Annotated in this window: 17 protein-coding genes; 13 read left to right on the top strand and 4 right to left on the bottom strand. The window is 65.6% G+C overall.

The window, feature by feature from the left end; genetic code table 11:
• Positions 1-9 precede the first annotated feature (9 nt).
• From MIN45_RS08570 to MIN45_RS08580, 3 genes are read right to left on the bottom strand one after another with little or no spacing between them, the layout of a single operon-like run.
• Positions 10-441 (bottom strand): DNA polymerase III subunit chi, encoded by a 432-nt coding sequence (locus tag MIN45_RS08570; RefSeq protein ID WP_286291559.1) that lies wholly within the window; start codon positions 439-441, stop codon positions 10-12.
• The gene (locus MIN45_RS08575; protein ID WP_286291560.1) at positions 438-1,925 is read right to left on the bottom strand and encodes a leucyl aminopeptidase; all 1,488 of its coding nucleotides are present in this window, start codon (positions 1,923-1,925) and stop codon (positions 438-440) included. The genes MIN45_RS08570 and MIN45_RS08575 overlap by 4 nt, the downstream gene beginning before the upstream one ends.
• Before the next feature lie 19 nt (positions 1,926-1,944).
• Entirely contained in the window at positions 1,945-2,196 is a 252-nt protein-coding gene (locus MIN45_RS08580; RefSeq protein WP_286291561.1) for a hypothetical protein, read from the bottom strand.
• A gap of 156 nt (positions 2,197-2,352) precedes the next feature.
• Here MIN45_RS08580 and MIN45_RS08585 point away from each other — a divergent pair, with 156 nt between their 5' ends.
• The 9 genes from MIN45_RS08585 to mtnC are packed head-to-tail and all read left to right on the top strand — an operon-like array spanning position 2,353 to position 8,568.
• Positions 2,353-2,622 carry a DUF4404 family protein gene (locus MIN45_RS08585; protein WP_286291562.1) on the top strand — a complete coding sequence of 90 codons (270 nt, stop codon included), beginning with the start codon at positions 2,353-2,355 and terminating at the stop codon, positions 2,620-2,622.
• A 22-nt stretch (positions 2,623-2,644) separates the two neighbouring features.
• A complete protein-coding gene (gene pcnB, locus MIN45_RS08590; RefSeq protein ID WP_422732655.1) occupies positions 2,645-4,012 on the top strand; it encodes a polynucleotide adenylyltransferase PcnB in 1,368 nt (455 codons plus the stop codon).
• On the top strand, positions 4,009-4,497 hold the full coding sequence (folK, locus tag MIN45_RS08595; protein ID WP_286291563.1) for a 2-amino-4-hydroxy-6-hydroxymethyldihydropteridine diphosphokinase: 489 nt from the start codon (positions 4,009-4,011) through the stop codon (positions 4,495-4,497). The genes pcnB and folK overlap by 4 nt, the downstream gene beginning before the upstream one ends.
• Positions 4,494-5,291 carry a 3-methyl-2-oxobutanoate hydroxymethyltransferase gene (gene panB / locus MIN45_RS08600; RefSeq protein WP_286291564.1) on the top strand — a complete coding sequence of 266 codons (798 nt, stop codon included), beginning with the start codon at positions 4,494-4,496 and terminating at the stop codon, positions 5,289-5,291. The genes folK and panB overlap by 4 nt, the downstream gene beginning before the upstream one ends.
• 12 nt (positions 5,292-5,303) lie before the next feature.
• Positions 5,304-5,903 carry a Uma2 family endonuclease gene (locus MIN45_RS08605; protein ID WP_286291565.1) on the top strand — a complete coding sequence of 200 codons (600 nt, stop codon included), beginning with the start codon at positions 5,304-5,306 and terminating at the stop codon, positions 5,901-5,903.
• The gene (panC, locus tag MIN45_RS08610; RefSeq protein ID WP_286291566.1) at positions 5,890-6,732 is read left to right on the top strand and encodes a pantoate--beta-alanine ligase; all 843 of its coding nucleotides are present in this window, start codon (positions 5,890-5,892) and stop codon (positions 6,730-6,732) included. The genes MIN45_RS08605 and panC overlap by 14 nt, the downstream gene beginning before the upstream one ends.
• Positions 6,729-7,337, top strand: coding sequence for a methylthioribulose 1-phosphate dehydratase (locus MIN45_RS08615; protein WP_286291567.1), 609 nt, complete (start codon positions 6,729-6,731; stop codon positions 7,335-7,337). The genes panC and MIN45_RS08615 overlap by 4 nt, the downstream gene beginning before the upstream one ends.
• A complete protein-coding gene (locus MIN45_RS08620; RefSeq protein WP_286291569.1) occupies positions 7,334-7,897 on the top strand; it encodes a 1,2-dihydroxy-3-keto-5-methylthiopentene dioxygenase in 564 nt (187 codons plus the stop codon). The genes MIN45_RS08615 and MIN45_RS08620 overlap by 4 nt, the downstream gene beginning before the upstream one ends.
• The gene (gene mtnC / locus MIN45_RS08625; protein WP_286291571.1) at positions 7,894-8,568 is read left to right on the top strand and encodes an acireductone synthase; all 675 of its coding nucleotides are present in this window, start codon (positions 7,894-7,896) and stop codon (positions 8,566-8,568) included. The genes MIN45_RS08620 and mtnC overlap by 4 nt, the downstream gene beginning before the upstream one ends.
• Here mtnC and MIN45_RS08630 read toward each other — a convergent pair.
• Positions 8,565-9,125, bottom strand: a complete 561-nt coding sequence (locus tag MIN45_RS08630) for a Uma2 family endonuclease (protein WP_286291574.1) — start codon at positions 9,123-9,125, stop codon at positions 8,565-8,567. The two genes, mtnC and MIN45_RS08630, sit on opposite strands and share 4 nt — an antisense overlap.
• 85 nt (positions 9,126-9,210) lie before the next feature.
• Here MIN45_RS08630 and MIN45_RS08635 point away from each other — a divergent pair, with 85 nt between their 5' ends.
• From MIN45_RS08635 to MIN45_RS08650, 4 genes are all read left to right on the top strand, one after another.
• Positions 9,211-9,603, top strand: a complete 393-nt coding sequence (locus MIN45_RS08635) for a hypothetical protein (RefSeq protein WP_286291576.1) — start codon at positions 9,211-9,213, stop codon at positions 9,601-9,603.
• An 88-nt stretch (positions 9,604-9,691) separates the two neighbouring features.
• The gene (locus tag MIN45_RS08640) at positions 9,692-11,371 is read left to right on the top strand and encodes an NAD(P)H-dependent oxidoreductase subunit E (RefSeq protein WP_286291578.1); all 1,680 of its coding nucleotides are present in this window, start codon (positions 9,692-9,694) and stop codon (positions 11,369-11,371) included.
• A 3-nt stretch (positions 11,372-11,374) separates the two neighbouring features.
• A complete protein-coding gene (gene fdhF, locus MIN45_RS08645) occupies positions 11,375-14,152 on the top strand; it encodes a formate dehydrogenase subunit alpha (RefSeq protein ID WP_286291579.1) in 2,778 nt (925 codons plus the stop codon).
• Between the two features lie 129 nt (positions 14,153-14,281).
• On the top strand, positions 14,282-16,123 hold the full coding sequence (locus MIN45_RS08650) for a methanol/ethanol family PQQ-dependent dehydrogenase (RefSeq protein WP_286291580.1): 1,842 nt from the start codon (positions 14,282-14,284) through the stop codon (positions 16,121-16,123).
• The last annotated feature ends 72 nt before the right edge of the window (positions 16,124-16,195 follow it).

The following is a 16,195-nucleotide window of genomic DNA, read 5'->3' on the forward strand; positions in this document are numbered from 1 at the left end:
TCGTTCGGTTCAGTCGATCTTGTGGGTTGCCGGTTCCAGCCCCTGGGACTGATAGAAGCGGTATTTTTGCCGCCCGGCCTGGCGCACCGCCTCGTCCTGATCGACGATTTCGGCGAGGCGCCGGTAATGGGCCCAGTCCTCCGGCACGTCGGGGGCGAGGTTGATGAGGAAATCGTGAAAGTCCTCCGGTGCCGCGCCGGTGCCGATGAGGACGGCGGCCAAAGGATCGTTGTCGCGGTTCTCCGCCAGTGAGTGGGGGACGAAGCTGCCCTGGCGGAAGGTCCAGAGCAGCTCGTCCAGGATGCCCGCCTCGGCGGCATCGTTCACGCGGATGAAGATTTTGTGACCTGCTTTCCAGGCTTTTTCCGCCAGACGGCAGGCGAACACCCGCCGGGCGCTGGCGTCGGCGCCCGGCAGGACGTAGAAATCGACCCGGGTCATTCGAGCCGGTCGAGGAGGAACTGGGTCAGCAGCGGCACCGGGCGTCCGGTGGCCCCCTTGTTCTGGCCCGTGTTCCAGGCGGTGCCGGCGATGTCCAGATGGGCCCAGCGGAAGTTTTCGGCATAGCGGGCCAGGAAACAGGCGGCGGTGATGGTGCCGGCCTCACGGCCGCCGATGTTGGCCATGTCGGCGAAGTTGGACTTGAGCTGTTCCTGGTATTCCTCCCACAGGGGCAGCTGCCAGGCGCGGTCGAGGCTGGTTTCCCCGGCGTCGAGCAATTTCCGGCACAGATCGTCGTCGTTGCCCAGTAGTCCTGAGGCGTGGCGGCCGAGGGCGACGATGCAGGCGCCGGTCAGGGTGGCGATGTCGATGACCGTCTGCGGCTGGAAACGCTCGGCGTAGGTGAGGGCGTCGCACAGGATCAGGCGGCCCTCGGCGTCGGTGTTGAGCACCTCGATGGTCTTGCCGGACAGGCTCTTGACGATGTCGCCGGGCTTCATCGCGTTGCCGTCGGGCAGGTTCTCCGAAGCGGGGACGATGCCCACCAGGTTGATGGGCAGCCCCAATTGCGCCACGGTTTCGAAGGTGCCGAGCACGCTGGCGCCGCCGCACATGTCGTACTTCATCTCGTCCATGTTCTGAGACGGCTTGATGGAGATGCCACCGGCGTCGAAGGTCAGGCCCTTGCCCACCAGGGCGACGGGTTGGTCTTTGGCCTTGCCGCCGCGGTATTCCAGGACGATGAGCCTGGCCGGCTGGCGGCTGCCGCGGGAAACCGCCAGCAGCGCCCCCATCCCCAGCTTTTCCATATCCCCTTCTTCCAGCACCGTCGCCGTGATCTTGGCGTGGCGGTCGGTCAGTTTCCGGGCCTGTTCCGCCAGATAGGCGGGGGTGCAGACGTTGCCCGGCAGGTTGCCCAGATCCTTGGTCAGCTTCATGCCGGAAGCGATGGCCAGTCCCTCGCGGGCGCCGCGTTCGACCGCATCGCCTCGGGCCTTGTCCTCCAGGTGGAGATCGATCCGGGACAGGGCGGGCGGTTCGCCTGGTTCGCTTTTCAGCTCGGTGAAGCGGTACGTGGCGTCGGTGAACCGCTGCAGGATCTGACGGGCCTGCCAGCGGGCATCACGGTCGGGGACGGCGGCATCGGGCAGGGCGCACAGCGCCTTCTTCACCGGCATCCCGACCACCGCCTTGGCGGTGGCATCGATGGCCTTGGCATAGCGTTTGGCGTCGAGCGCCTTCTTCTTGCCCAGACCGACCACCAGAATCCGCTCCGCACGACAACCGTCGAGCTGGGGCAGGCGGAGGGTGTCGCCGGGCTCAGCCTTGAAGTTTTCGCGCTTGAGCACCCTGCCCAGGCGGCCGTCGGTGGCCTCGTCCAGGAGCTGGGCGGTGGGGGTGAGCTTGCGTTTGTCGTAAACCCCGACGATCAGACAGTCGGTGGGTTTTTTGAGCGGGTTTCCGGTGTGAAGGCTGAATTCCATGGCGCTACCCGATTGGGAATCAGGAGGTTTCTTCGCTGGGTTGGCTCTGGACGGGACCAGTCTCGCCGCTCTGGTCTTCCTGGGCGAAACGGACACCGAAAAACATGGCGATGTAAACCTCCACCGCCAGCATGAGCATGTACAGCAAGGCAGGCAGGCGGGCGAAGGTGAGACCGAAGAACAGGACCACGAAGGTGGCGGTGAGGGCGGGATGGGCCAGGAACTCCTCGGTGCGGATCTTGATCTTATAGGTATCAGGAATAGCGGTCATCGGTAGTCATCCTCCTCAAGACTGTGGTTTTTTGAAAATCCAGCTACAAGCTTAGCATTATAAGGGCATCCGTCCCTGTCAGCGAGCGCCTTTATAGGTGCTGCAAGTTTGGGGCTGTGGTAGGATTTTCCTCCATCGCAACGCTGGAGTACCTTGATGAGTGAAGAAAGCAAACGCCGATTGAGCGAAGGATTGGCGCGTCTGCGGGCGGAACTGGAGAATCTGGAGGCGGACGAGGCTACCCGCCAGCGCCTCGAGGATTTGGCCCTCCGGGTCGAGCGCCAGTTGGCGGAGGGTGGCGAGGAAAGCCATCACGGTCTGCTGGCGGAGCTGGAGGAGGAACTGCTCCGTTTCGAAGTGGAACATCCCCGCCTGACCGCCATTCTCAACGACATCATGGTAGCGTTGGCCAACATGGGGATTTGACATCAACCTGCCACGACGAGCCTTGCCGATTCTCAATCTGGTCAAAAAACTCCTGAAACCCGAGGAGGCGCCCAAGCCGGCTGCTGCCCATCCCGGTCCCCGCATCTATCCGCGATCCCAGCACTCGATTTCCCGGCGCCAGATCAGTCCGAACGCCCTCAAGGTGTTGTATCGGCTGCACAAGGCTGGGTTCCGCGCTTGCCTGGTGGGCGGCTGTGTGCGCGATCTGTTGCTGGGTCGCGAACCCAAAGATTTCGACGTCGCCACCGATGCCCATCCGGAACAGATCCGCAAGTTGTTTCGCAACTGCCGTCTGATTGGCCGCCGTTTCCGCCTCGCTCATGTGCGTTTCGGGCGCGAGATCATCGAGGTGGCCACCTTCCGTGCCGCCGCCCCCGAAGGGGCGGGGGATTGGGTCCGGGAAGAGGAAACCGGGCGGGTCTTGCGCGACAACGTCTACGGCACCATCGAGGAAGATGCCTGGCGCCGGGATTTTACCGTCAACGCCCTGTATTACGACATCGCCGACTTCTCGGTGGTCGATTATGTCGGCGGCATGGAAGACCTGAAGGCCGGGGTGCTGCGTCTGATCGGCGAACCGGAGGTGCGTTACCGCGAGGATCCGGTGCGGATGCTGCGGGCTGTCCGTTTCATGACCAAGCTCGGCTTCGTGCTCGACGAGTCCTGCCGGCTGCTGTTGCCGCGTCTGGCCCACTTGCTCGAAGACATTCCCCCGGCCCGCCTCTACGAGGAGGTGCTAAAGTTGTTCCTGTCCGGCTGTGCGGTGCAGACTTTCGAGGCGCTGCGCCGTTACGGCCTGTTCGGGCACCTGTTCCCGCTCACCGAGAGGGCCCTGGCCCGGCAGCCTGACGGGTTCCCCCTGACCCTGGTGGCCAAGGCGCTGGAGAACACCGACCGCCGCGTGGCCGAGGATGCGCCGGTGACGCCCTATTTCCTCTACGCGGCGCTGTTGTGGGAGCCGGTGCGCCTCGAAGCGCTGCGGCGTCAGGCCGAGGGGGCCACGTCGGCGGTGGCGGTACAGGAGGCCGCCAGCGAAGTGCTCAGCGCGCAGGTCCGTCACGTGGCCATCCCCAAGCGGGTGGCGCTGCCGATGCGCGAGGTCTGGACCTTGCAGCCCCGCTTCGAGCGCCGCCAGGGCGGCCGGCCGCTGCGGTTGCTGAGTCACCCCCGCTTCCGCGCCGCCTACGACTTTCTGCTGTTGCGCAGCGAGGCGGGAGAGATCGAGCCGGAGCTGGCCGAATGGTGGACCCGCTTCCAGCAGGCCGGCGAAAGCGAGCGCCGCAAGATGATCCAGGGGCCGGCCAGAGGCCGCCGCCGGCGGCGCCGTTCCCGCCGCCGTGCCAAACCCAGGGAGACCAGCGAATCATGACCGCGATCCGCGCCTACATCGGCCTCGGCAGCAATCTGGGGGAACCGGTGCGCCAGCTCGAACGGGCGCGGGCCGCGATCGCTGATCTGGACGGGGTCAAGGAGGCCGCCTTTTCCAGTCTCTACCGCAGCCGCCCCATGGGGCCTCAGGATCAGCCCGACTACGTCAACGCGGTCATGGCGGTCGATACTGAACTTGCAGCGCCGCAATTGTTGTCCGAACTCCAGGCCATCGAGGCCGCCCAGGGTCGGGTCCGGGAAGGCGATCGCTGGGGGCCGAGAACCCTGGATCTGGATCTTTTGCTCTATGGCCGCGCCTGCATCCGCACCGAGGATCTAACCGTGCCCCATTACGGTCTGGCCGAGCGCTGTTTCGTGCTCCTTCCCCTGGCGGAGATCGCGCCGGCGGATCTCTATGTGCCCGGCCACGGTCCGTTGTCCGAACTGGTCCGACACTGCCCCGCCGAGGGGCTGGAGCGTTTATGACCGCACCGATCACCGTTCCCGAACTGCGCGCGCGCAAGGCTCGGGGCGACAAGATCGCCTGCCTGACCGTGTACGACGCCACCTTCGCCCGGGTGCTGGAGCGGGCCGGGGTGGATGTGGCCCTGGTGGGGGATTCCCTGGGCGTGGTGGTTCAGGGGCAGCCGGCCACGGTGGCGGTGACCCTGGAACAGATGGCCTATCATGTCGGCTGCGTGCGCCGCGGCCTGGAGTGTCCCCTGCTGCTGGCCGATCTGCCTTTCGCCAGCTATGCGCATCCACACCAGGCGGTCGCCAGCGGCGCCGAACTGATGCGGGCCGGCGCCCAGATGGTAAAGCTGGAGGGTGGCCGCCAGCGTTTGGAGGCGGTGAAGGCGCTGGTGGCAGAAGGCATCCCGGTGTGCGGCCACCTGGGCCTGCTGCCCCAGTCGATCCACCGTCTGGGCCGTTACCGGGTGCAGGGCAACGATCCCCAGACGGCCCAGCGTTTGCTGGAGGACGCCTGCCTGCTGGAGGAAGCCGGTGTTGACCTGCTGGTACTCGAGTGCATCCCGGCGACCCTGGCCGAGGCGGTCACCGCCGAAGTTGCCGTACCCACCATAGGCATCGGCGCCGGGCCTCACTGCGACGGTCAGGTGCTGGTGCTTCACGATCTTCTGGGGCTGTGGTTCGAGGGCAGGCCGCCCCGCTTCGTGCAGGATTTCCTCGCCGCAGGGGGCAGCATCGAGGGGGCGGTGCGCGCTTACGTGGAGGCGGTCCGGAAGGGCCGCTTTCCCACCGCCGAACAATCCTACTGAGGAGGGGGAGCGATGTCCGTACGAGCCGAATCCCTGCGGCTGACGCCGCAGGCTTACCTCGAGGGGGAGAAGACCGCCTCGGTCAAACATGAATACCTCCAGGGCCAGGTATATGCCATGGTGGGGGCGGCGGACGGCCATGTGCGTCTGACCATGAATTTTGGTTTCCTGCTGCAATCCCACCTGCGTGGAACGCCCTGCAGCACTTACATCTCCGACATGAAGGTCCGCATCGACGCGGGGGAGGCGTTCTTCTATCCGGACGTGCTGGTGACCTGCGATGCCGAAGACCGCAGGCGGGTTTATTTCAAGGATCATCCGTTGCTGGTGATCGAAGTGCTGTCGCCGACCACCGAGGGTTTAGACCGCGGGGAAAAGTTCGCCTGGTACCGGCGGCTTTCCGCTTTGCGGGAATACGTGCTGGCCGACCCGCGCCGTTATGCCGTGGACGTGTTCCGCCGCAACGATCAGGGACGCTGGGAATTGTTCAGCTTCGCCGGCGAAGCGGCACGGCTGGAGCTGGCCAGCGTCGATTTCAGCTGCGCCCTGGCGGCGGTGTACGAAGGGGTGGATTTCAGCCTGGCGACAGGGGACGCCGATGCGCCGGATTGACCGCATCACCGACCTGCGCGCCTGCCTGGAGGGTTGGCGCCGTGCCGGGCAGCGCATCGCCCTGGCGCCCACCATGGGCAACCTGCACGAAGGTCACCTGCAGCTGGTGGATGCCGCCCGCCGCTGCGGCGACCGGGTGGTGGTGAGCATCTTCGTCAATCCGCTCCAGTTCGGCCCCGGCGAGGACTACGACCGCTATCCCCGCACCCTGGAGGCGGACTGCGCCAAGCTGGAGACGCGGGGCGCCGATCTGGTGTTCGCCCCATCTGTGGCCGAAATCTATCCCCGTTCCACGGCCGAATCCACCTTCGTCGAGGTGCTGGGGATCACCGAGATTCTCTGTGGCGCCAGCCGTCCCGGCCATTTCCGCGGCGTTGCCACGGTGGTGGCCAAGTTGTTCAATATCGTCCAGCCGGATGTGGCCGTCTTTGGCGAGAAGGATTATCAGCAGTTGCAGGTGATCCGCCGCCTGGTGGCCGATCTCGATTTCCCGGTGGAGATCGTCGGCGTGCCCATCGTGCGCGAGGCCGACGGCCTGGCGCTGAGCTCCCGCAACGGCTATCTCACCCCCGCCGAGCGGGCCAGGGCGCCGCTGCTCTACCGCAGCCTGTGTCAGGCCCGCGACGCCATCGCCGCAGGAGAGCGGGATTTTACCGCCCTGTGCCGACGCCAATTGGAATATCTGCAAAAGGCCGGTTTCCGGCCGGACTATTTCGAGATCCGCCGCCCCGATCTGGGGGAGGCGGGGCCGGACGACCGGCCACTGGTGATCCTGGCCGCCGCTTGGCTGGGCCGGACCCGTCTGATCGACAATCTGCAGGCGCCATGAGCGGCTTCGACACCCTCGCCGCCGAACTGGTCGAGGCCGGGCGGGAACTGTACCGCCGTGGCTGGGTGCCGGCCACCAGCGGCAATTTCTCCGCCCGCCTCGACGACGGCACCATCGCCATCACCGCCTCCGGCCGCCACAAGGGCAGGCTGACGGCTGGCGACATCCTGCGTATCGACGCCGAGGGCCGTTCCCTCGACGGCCGCCGTCCGTCGGCGGAAACCGGCCTGCATCTGGGGATCTACCGCCGCTTTCCCGAAGTGCGCGCCGTGCTCCATCCCCATTCCCCGGCGGCGGTGCTGGCCTCGCGCCTGTTCAAGGGCGAGCTGGTGCTGGCCGACCACGAGCTGCTCAAGGCCCTCGACGGCATCGACACCCACGCCCACCGCCTGGTGGTGCCGATCTTCGCCAACGACCAGGACATCCCGCGGCTGGCGCGCCAGGTGGATCAGTGGATCGAGCGCCACCGCCGCCTGCACGCCTACATCATCGCCGGCCACGGCTTCTATGCCTGGGGACGCAGCGTGGCGGCGGCGCTGACGGCGGTGGAAGCCCTGGAATTCATGTTCGACTGTGAAGTGAGACTGTACGGAGTGAGATCATGAGCCTGTTGACCGTTTCCCCCGAGACCGGCTTCGAGCCGTTCGAAAAGATCACCGATCCCGAGGAAATCGCCGCCCGTCTGGACCGGATCGGTGTGCTGTTCGAGCGCTGGGAGGCCGGAGAACCCCTGCCGGCCGACGCCGGCCCCGAGGCCATCCTGGCCGCCTACGCCGACCCGGTGGAGCGCCTGAAGCGGCGATACGGCTTCAAGTCCGCCGACGTCATCGCCGTCACCCCGGACCATCCCGACCGCGAGGCGCTGCGGGCCAAGTTCCTTTCCGAGCACACTCACAGCGACTTCGAGGTGCGCTTCTTCGTCGGCGGCCGCGGACTGTTCTATCTCCATCCCGACGACAAGGTCCACATCGTCCTGTGCGAGGCCGGCGATCTCATCAGCGTGCCCGCCGGCGCCCGTCACTGGTTCGACATGGGCGCGCGTCCCGAGCTCAAGTGCATCCGCCTGTTCACCACCCCGGAAGGCTGGCAGGCCGATTACACCGGCAGCGACATCGCCGCGCGCTTCCCCAGGTTGGAGGACTGGCTGGCGAAGGTCGGGGCATGATCCGCGCCATCCTCACCGACATCGAAGGGACCACCTCGTCCCTGAGCTTCGTCAAGGACGTGCTGTTTCCCTACGCCCGCCGGCGGCTGGCGGATTTCGTGCGGGCGCGTCGAAACGCGCCGGAAGTGCGGGAACTTCTGGACGAGGTCCGCCGCATCGCCGGCCGGGATCTTTCCCTGGACGAAGTCATCGCCCGGCTGGAAGCCTGGAGCGACCGGGACGAAAAGGCGCCGCCCCTCAAGGCGTTGCAGGGGATGATCTGGGAGGCCGGCTACCGGCGCGGCGACTTTCAGGGCCATGTCTATGCGGATGCGGCGGCGAAGCTGCGGGAATGGAAGGAGAAGGGGCTGGACCTGTACGTCTTCTCCTCCGGTTCGGTGCCGGCCCAGAAATTGTTGTTCGGCCACACTCCCTACGGGGATCTGACGCCGCTGTTCTCCGGCTATTTCGATACCCGCACCGGCCCCAAGCGCGAGGCCGAAAGCTATTGCCGCATCGCCGCGCGGATCGGACGGCCGCCGGCGGAAATCCTGTTCCTGTCGGATGTGCCTGAGGAACTGGACGCCGCCCGTGAAGCCGGCATGGAGACGGTGCAACTGGTGCGCGACGGTGAGCTGGACGACGGCGCCCGCCACCATCAGGTGCGCCGTTTCGACGAGATCGCGGTTTAATCGGCCCAGAGGCTTCCGAGGCCGAAGGGTACGGCCTGGAACGGTTCGGCGGCCACCGGGTCCTGGTCGGCGAAGGTGTGGAGCAGCAGCCACCGCCCGTCCTGGCGGCGATAGGCTTCCAGGGTGCGGGTTTCCGGATCCACCAGCCACAGCCAGGACACGCCGTGGCGCGCGTAGAGAGGCATCTTGCGCTTGCGGTCGGTCTTGCAGGTGGCCGGCGACAGCACTTCGCAGACCCAGTCGGGCGCCATCTCGAACCAAGCGGTGTCGGGCAGCCGGGGCAGCCGCTCGCGCCGCCAGCCCGCCAGGTCGGGCACGACCACGTCAGCGCCGAGGTGGACCTCCGGTTCGTCGAGAATCCACCAGCCGCCGGGGCCGCCGCTGCCTTTATGGTATGGATGAATGATTTCCCCGCCCAGCATGGATGCCGCGTGAGCGTGTCTGGGCGCCGGGCGGGGGTGGACGATCAGTTCGCCGTCGATGATTTCGGCCACCAGGTGTTCCGGGACCCGGCACAAATCCTCGTAGGTTGCCAGACGCTTCGCCGGTTCTGCCATGACGCTGCCTCGTGGGATTGGTAGAATTGCTGGAATCCAATTGTATCCCAACCATTCACGTCAAGGAGAAGTCATGGGAGTGTCGATGCGTCGTTCCGCCTTCCTGATCGGGTTTGCGCTGCTGGCCGGTTGTGCCTCACAGTCCGGCGGTTCCAAGGCGCAGGCCGAAGCGTCCCCCGCGCCGCCGCGGCCGGTCAACGACTGGCCCACCCAGGCTCGTGTCGAGTACGTGTTCCAGTGCATGCGCGAGCACGGCGGGCAGAATTACGACAACCTTTACCACTGCAGCTGCAAGGCGGACGAGGTGGCCAGGCGCCTGGACCATCAGACCTATTCCGAGGCGCAAGTGTTCAAGAACCTGAAATCGATGCCCGGTGAGCGCGGCGGGGTGTTCCGCGATCCGCCCCAGTCCAAGGTGTTGCGCGACCGCTTGAAACAGGCGGAAGCGGCGGCCGAGGTACATTGTTTCGTAAAATGAAACTAAGCGGTCAACAATAGCATTTGAATTCCGGGGCGTCCTTGGTTTAGATTTGCCCCGGTGTCACCCAACTGTAAAGGTACAGCGCATGGCTGCGGAACAGGCACGCAAGAAGAAAGGCCGGATCAACCGGGGACGGCCGGTGGACCTCAAAGCCCTGGAAGAGATCCGGGCATTGCTGGGGGACGAGCCCCGATGCCGCGATTTGCTCATCGAACATCTGCACAAGATCCAGGATACCTACGGGCACATCTCCGCCCGGCACTTGCGGGCCCTGGCGCACGAGATGAATCTGTCTCAAGCGGAAGTGTACGAAGTGGCCACCTTTTATCACCACTTCGATGTCGTCAAGGAAGGCGAGACCCCGCCGCCGCCCCTGACCATCCAGGTGTGCGAATCGCTGGCCTGCCAGATGAACGGCGCCCACGAGCTGATCGACGCCCTCAAACAGGCGCTCGGCGATCAGGTGCGGGTGTTGCCGGCGCCGTGTGTGGGCCGCTGCCAGCACGCCCCGGTGGCCGTCGTCGGCCAGAATCCCATCGACCGGGCGACGCCGGAGAAGGTGCGGGCGGCGGTCGAGGCCAAAGCGGTCGAGGCGCCGGTGCCCGATTACATCGACTACAACGCCTACCGGGCCCAAGGCGGATACGAGCTGCTGTTGGGGCTGGTGGAGGGCCGCCGCGATCCTGAAACCGTGATCGCGTCCCTCAAGGATGCCGGGCTGCGTGGCCTGGGGGGCGCCGGTTTCCCGGCCGGGGTCAAGTGGGACATCGTCAGAAAGCAACCGGCGCCGCGCTATCTGGCGGTCAACATCGACGAGGGGGAACCGGGCACCTTCAAGGACCGCCATTATCTGGAATCCGATCCCCACCGCTTCCTCGAAGGGGCGCTGGTGGCGGCCCGAGTGGTCGGTTGCGAGGCGATCTACATCTACCTGCGCGACGAGTACCCGGCGGCGCGCAAGATCCTCCAGACCGAGCTGGCCAGGTTGCAGGCCGATCCCCCGGTCAGGGGCTGGCTGCCGCCGATCCACCTGCGCCGCGGGGCCGGGGCCTACATTTGCGGCGAGGAGTCGGCCATGATCGAATCCATCGAGGGCAAGCGTGGCATGCCGCGCCTGCGGCCCCCTTATCTGGCGGAGGTGGGGCTGTTCGGCCGCCCGACCCTGGAGCACAACATGGAGACTCTGCACTGGGTGCGCGACATCGTCGAGAAGGGCCCGGACTGGTTCACCGCTTTCGGCCGTCACGGCCGCAAGGGGCTGCGGTCCTTCTCCGTCTCCGGGCGGGTCAAGAAGCCGGGGGTGCATCTGGCGCCGGCCGGCATCACCGTCAGGGAGCTGATCGACGAATACTGCGGCGGCATGCTCGACGGCCACGAATTCTACGGCTATTTCCCCGGCGGGGCTTCCGGCGGCATCTTGCCGGCCTCCCTGGGTGACATCCCGCTAGATTTCGATACGCTGAACCCTTACGGGTGTTTCATCGGCTCGGCGGCGGTGGTGGTCTTCTCCCAGCACGACAAGGCCAAGGATCTGGCCCTCAACGCCATCAAGTTCTTCGAGGACGAGTCCTGCGGCCAGTGCACCCCGTGCCGGGTGGGTACCGCCAAGGCGGCGCTGCTGCTGGAAAACGGCGAGTGGGACCGGGCGCGCCTGGACGACCTGTGTCAGGTGATGGCCGATGCCTCCATCTGCGGTCTGGGGCAGGCGGCGCCCAACCCCATCCGCTGCGTGTTCAAGTATTTCCCCCACGAACTGGAGGGCTGAGCGATGGCTGCCAATCCCGAATTCATCGAAGACCTCAAGACCGTCACCTTCACCCTCGACGGCCGGGAGATCACCGCCCACGAGGGGGAGACCATTCTGCAGGCGGCCAAGCGTCACGGCATCGAGATTCCCCACCTGTGCTACAAGGAGGGTTACCGCGCCGACGGCAACTGCCGCGCCTGCGTGGTGGAGATCGAGGGCGAGCGGGTGCTGGCGCCGTCCTGTTGCCGCGCCCCCAAAGAGGGCATGAAGGTCCAAGCCAAAAGCGAACGAGCGCTCAAATCGCAGAAGATGGTCCTGGAGCTGCTGCTTTCCGACATGCCGGAGCAGGGCAAGTCCCCCTACCGGGACGATTCCGAACTGGATCTGTGGGCCGAAAAGCTGGGGGTGGCCGATCCCCGGTTCCCCGGCCGCCCGCAGCCGGCGCCGGATCTTTCCCACCCGGCGATGGCGGTCAACCTCGACGCCTGCATCCAGTGCACCCGCTGCGTGCGCGCCTGCCGCGAGGAACAGGCCAACGACGTCATCGGTTACGCCTTCCGCGGGGCCAAGTCGAAAATCGTCTTCGATTTCGACGATCCCATGGGGGACAGCACCTGCGTCGCCTGCGGGGAATGCGTCCAGGCCTGCCCCACCGGGGCTCTGATGCCGGCCGGCGATGTGGGCCATCTGCAGGTGGATAAGAAAGTGGATTCCACCTGTCCTTACTGCGGGGTGGGGTGCCTGCTGACCTTCAACGTCCGCGGCGACCGCATCCTCTACGTGGAAGGACGCGACGGCGAGACCAACCATAGCCGCCTCTGCGTCAAGGGCCGGTTCGGCTTCGATTACGTCCATCATCCCCATCGCCTCACCAAGCCCCTGATCCGCCGCGAAGGGGCGCCCAAGACTACCGAGCTGCTTGACCCGGCGCGGATGCACGAGGTCTTCCGCGAGGCCAGCTGGGAGGAAGCGCTCGACAGGGCCGCCGGCGGCTTGAAACGCATCCGCGACCAGTACGGCCCCAAGGCGCTGGCCGGTTTCGGTTCGGCCAAGGGCAGCAACGAGGAGGCCTACCTGTTCCAGAAACTGGTGCGCACCGGTTTCGGCAGCAACAACGTCGATCATTGCACCCGCCTGTGCCACGCCTCCTCGGTGGTGGCGCTGCTCGAGTGCATCGGCTCGGGGGCGGTGTCGAATCCCGTGGCCGACGTGATGCAGGCGGAGGTGATCTTCCTCATCGGCTCCAATGCCACCGTCAACCATCCGGTGGCGGCCACCTGGATCAAGAACGCTGCCCGTCGGGGGGCCAAGCTGATCGTCGCCGATCCGGTCCGCACCGAGATCTGCCGTTTCGCCACCCACGCCCTGCAGTTCCGTCCCGACACCGACGTGGCGCTGCTCAACGGCATCATGCACGTCATCGTCGAGGAGGGCCTGTACGATCAGGTATTCATCGACAAACGCACCGAAGGCTTCGACAACCTGCGCCATCACCTGAAGCACTACGCCCCCGAGCGGGTGGCCCCGGTGTGCGGCATTCCCGCCGACACCATCCGTGAGGTGGCGCGGCTGTACGCGACCTCGAAGGCGTCGATGATCCTGTGGGGCATGGGCGTTTCCCAGCACGTTCACGGTACCGACAACGCCCGCTGCCTGATTTCCATGGCGCTGATGACCGGCCAGATCGGCCGTCCCGGCACCGGCCTGCACCCGCTGCGGGGGCAGAACAACGTCCAGGGCGCGTCCGACGTCGGCTTGATCCCGATGGTGTTCCCCGATTACCAGCCGGTAGGCAACCCCAAGGCGCGGGAATTCTTCGAACGGCTCTGGGACGCCAAGCTGGATCCGGAACCGGGCCTGACCGTGGTGGAAGTGATCCACGCCATCGAAAAAGGCCAGATCCGCGGCATGTACATCGAGGGCGAGAATCCGGCCATGTCCGATCCCAACGTCGCCCACGCCCGCGCCGCTCTGGCCAAGCTGGAGCATCTGGTGGTGCAGGACATCTTCCTCACCGAAACCGCCGGATTCGCCGACGTGGTGCTGCCGGCCTCGGCCTTCCCGGAGAAAACCGGCACCTTCACCAATACCGACCGCCGGGTCCAGCTCGGCCGCCAGGCCATCGACCCGCCGGGAGAGGCGCGTCAGGATCTGTGGATCATCCAGGAGATCGCCCGGAGGATGGGGCTGGATTGGCATTATCCCGGCCCCCGGGAAGTGTTCGAGGAAATGCGCCGGGCCATGCCCAGCATCGCCGGCATCACCTGGGAGCGGCTGGAAAAGGAGGATTCGGTCACCTATCCGTGCGAGAAGGAGGGCGACCCGGGGCAAGCGGTCATCTTCACCGAGAGCTTCCCCACGCCCACAGGCAAGGGGCTGTTCGTGCCGGCGGAATTCACCCGTGCCGCGGAACTTCCGGACGACGACTATCCCTTCGTCTTCATCACCGGCCGCCAGCTCGAGCATTGGCACACCGGTGCCATGACCCGCCACGCCAGTGTGCTCGACGCCATCGAGCCGTATCCGGTGGTGCAGATCCATCCCCAGGATCTGGCGGATCTGGGGGTGGCGCCCGGGGATCTGGTGACGCTGGAGTCGCGCCGGGGGCGGGTCAGCGCCTATGCCCGGGCGAATGTCGGCATGCAGCGAGGGACAACTTTCATGGCCTTCTGTTACAACGAGGCCGCCGCCAACCTGTTGACCAACGAGGCTCTCGATCCGGACGCCAAGATCCCGGAGTTCAAGTTCTGCGCCATCAGGGTTCGCCCCGGAGGCGAGTTGCCGCCGCGAATCTGCTGACGGGGCGTTCTATTGACTTTTTGAGGCAAATCCTTCAATTTAGCGCTTCGAGGCGTGGGTAGGAAAAGTTCCCACCCGGCCGCAAAATTTCGATCCCGACCACCTTCCAAAAACAACGAGGAGGATCTCATGAAGAAAACCCTGAAAAACGGCCTGATCGCGTCCGCAGTCGCTACCGCTCTGCTGGCGAGCGGCGCCCAGGCCAACCAGGAGGTGATCAAGCTGTCCAAGAATCCGGCCAACTGGCCTGTCTGGGGCGGCAATTACTGGGGCACCCGCTACAGCGAGCTGGACCAGATCAACAACCGGAACGCCTCCAAGCTGATGCCCGCCTGGACTTTTTCCACTGGCGTGTTGAAGGGCCATGAAGGCGGCCCGCTGTTCATCAACGGCGTGCTCTACGTCCACACCCCCTTCCCCAACAAGGTCATCGCCATCGATCCCAAGACCCAGACCATCATCTGGCAGTACGTCCCGACCCAGGATGCCGACACCACCATCCCGGTGATGTGCTGTGACGTGGTCAACCGTGGTCTGGCCTATGGCGACGGCAAGATCATCGTCCAGCAGGCCGACACTACCCTGACCGCCCTCGACGCCAAGACCGGCAAGGTGGTCTGGCAGGTCAAGAACGGCGATCCCAAGCTGGGCATGACCAACACCAACGCCCCGCTGGTGGTCAAGGACAAGGTGCTTACCGGCATCTCCGGGGGTGAGTTCGGGGTCCGCGGTTTCATCGCCGCCTACAGCCTCAAGGACGGCAAGCTGGTGTGGAAGAAGTACAGCACCGGTCCCGACGACGAAGTCGGCCTCGACCCGAACAAGACCATGACCTGGATGGGCAAGGACAAGGGCCTGCAGCCGGTCGGCAAGAATTCCTCCCTCAAGACCTGGGAAGGGGACCAGTGGAAGATCGGCGGCGGCACCACCTGGGGTTGGTACAGCTACGATCCGCAGCTCAACCTGATCTACTACGGCTCCGGCAACCCCGGCACCTGGAATCCGGTGCAGCGCCCGGGTGACAACAAGTGGTCCATGACCATCTGGGCCCGCGATGCCGACACCGGCGTGGCCAAGTGGGTCTATCAGATGACCCCGCACGACGAGTGGGACTACGACGGCATCAACGAAATGGTGCTGGTCGATCAGAAGATCGGCGGCAAGATGCGCAAGACCCTGGTCCACTTCGACCGCAACGGCTTCGCCTACACCCTCGACCGCGAAACCGGCGAGGTGCTGGTGGCCGAGAAGTACGACAAGTCGGTCAACTGGGCCAAGTACGTGGACATGAAGACCGGCCGCCCGGTGGTCGATCCCAAGTACAGCACCGAGGAGAACGGCGAAGACGTGACCACCGAGGACGTGTGTCCGGCGGCGCTCGGTTCCAAGAACCAGGGTCCGGTGGCCTATTCGCCGCGCACCGGTCTGTTCTACGTGCCGGGCAACCACCTGTGCATGAACTACGAGCCCTTCGAGGTGGAATACACCCCGGGCCAGCCGTACGTGGGCGCCACTCTGACCATGTTCCCGGCCGGCCGCGACGTGTTCACCGGCAAGAAGGACGGCTCCCACAACCTGGGTCAGTTCACCGCCTGGGACGCCAAGACCGGCAAGATCGTCTGGTCCTACAAGGAGCCCTTCTCGGTGTGGAGCGGCGTGCTCGCCACCAAGGGTGACATCGTGGTTCACGGCACCCTGGAAGGCTACCTGAAGGTGCGCGATGCCAAGACCGGTAAAGAACTGTACAAGTTCAAGACCCCGTCCGGCATCATCGGCAACCCGAACACCTGGATGTTCGAAGGCAAGCAGTACATCGGCGTGCTGTCCGGCCTCGGTGGCTGGGCCGGCATCGGCATGGCTGCCGGCCTCGAAGGCGAGACCGAAGGTCTGGGCGCCGTCGGTGCCTACCGCTCGCTGGAGAAGGTCACCCAGCTGGGTGGCGTGCTGAGCGTCTTCACCCTGTCCAAGTAAGACCTTTCAGGATCTGAAACGGCATTGACGCCAACCCCGGTCGGGCCCGCGCCCGGCCGGGGTTTTTTGTTT

The organism is Methylomarinovum tepidoasis (assembly GCF_030294985.1).
GTDB lineage: Bacteria > Pseudomonadota > Gammaproteobacteria > Methylococcales > Methylothermaceae > Methylohalobius > Methylohalobius tepidoasis.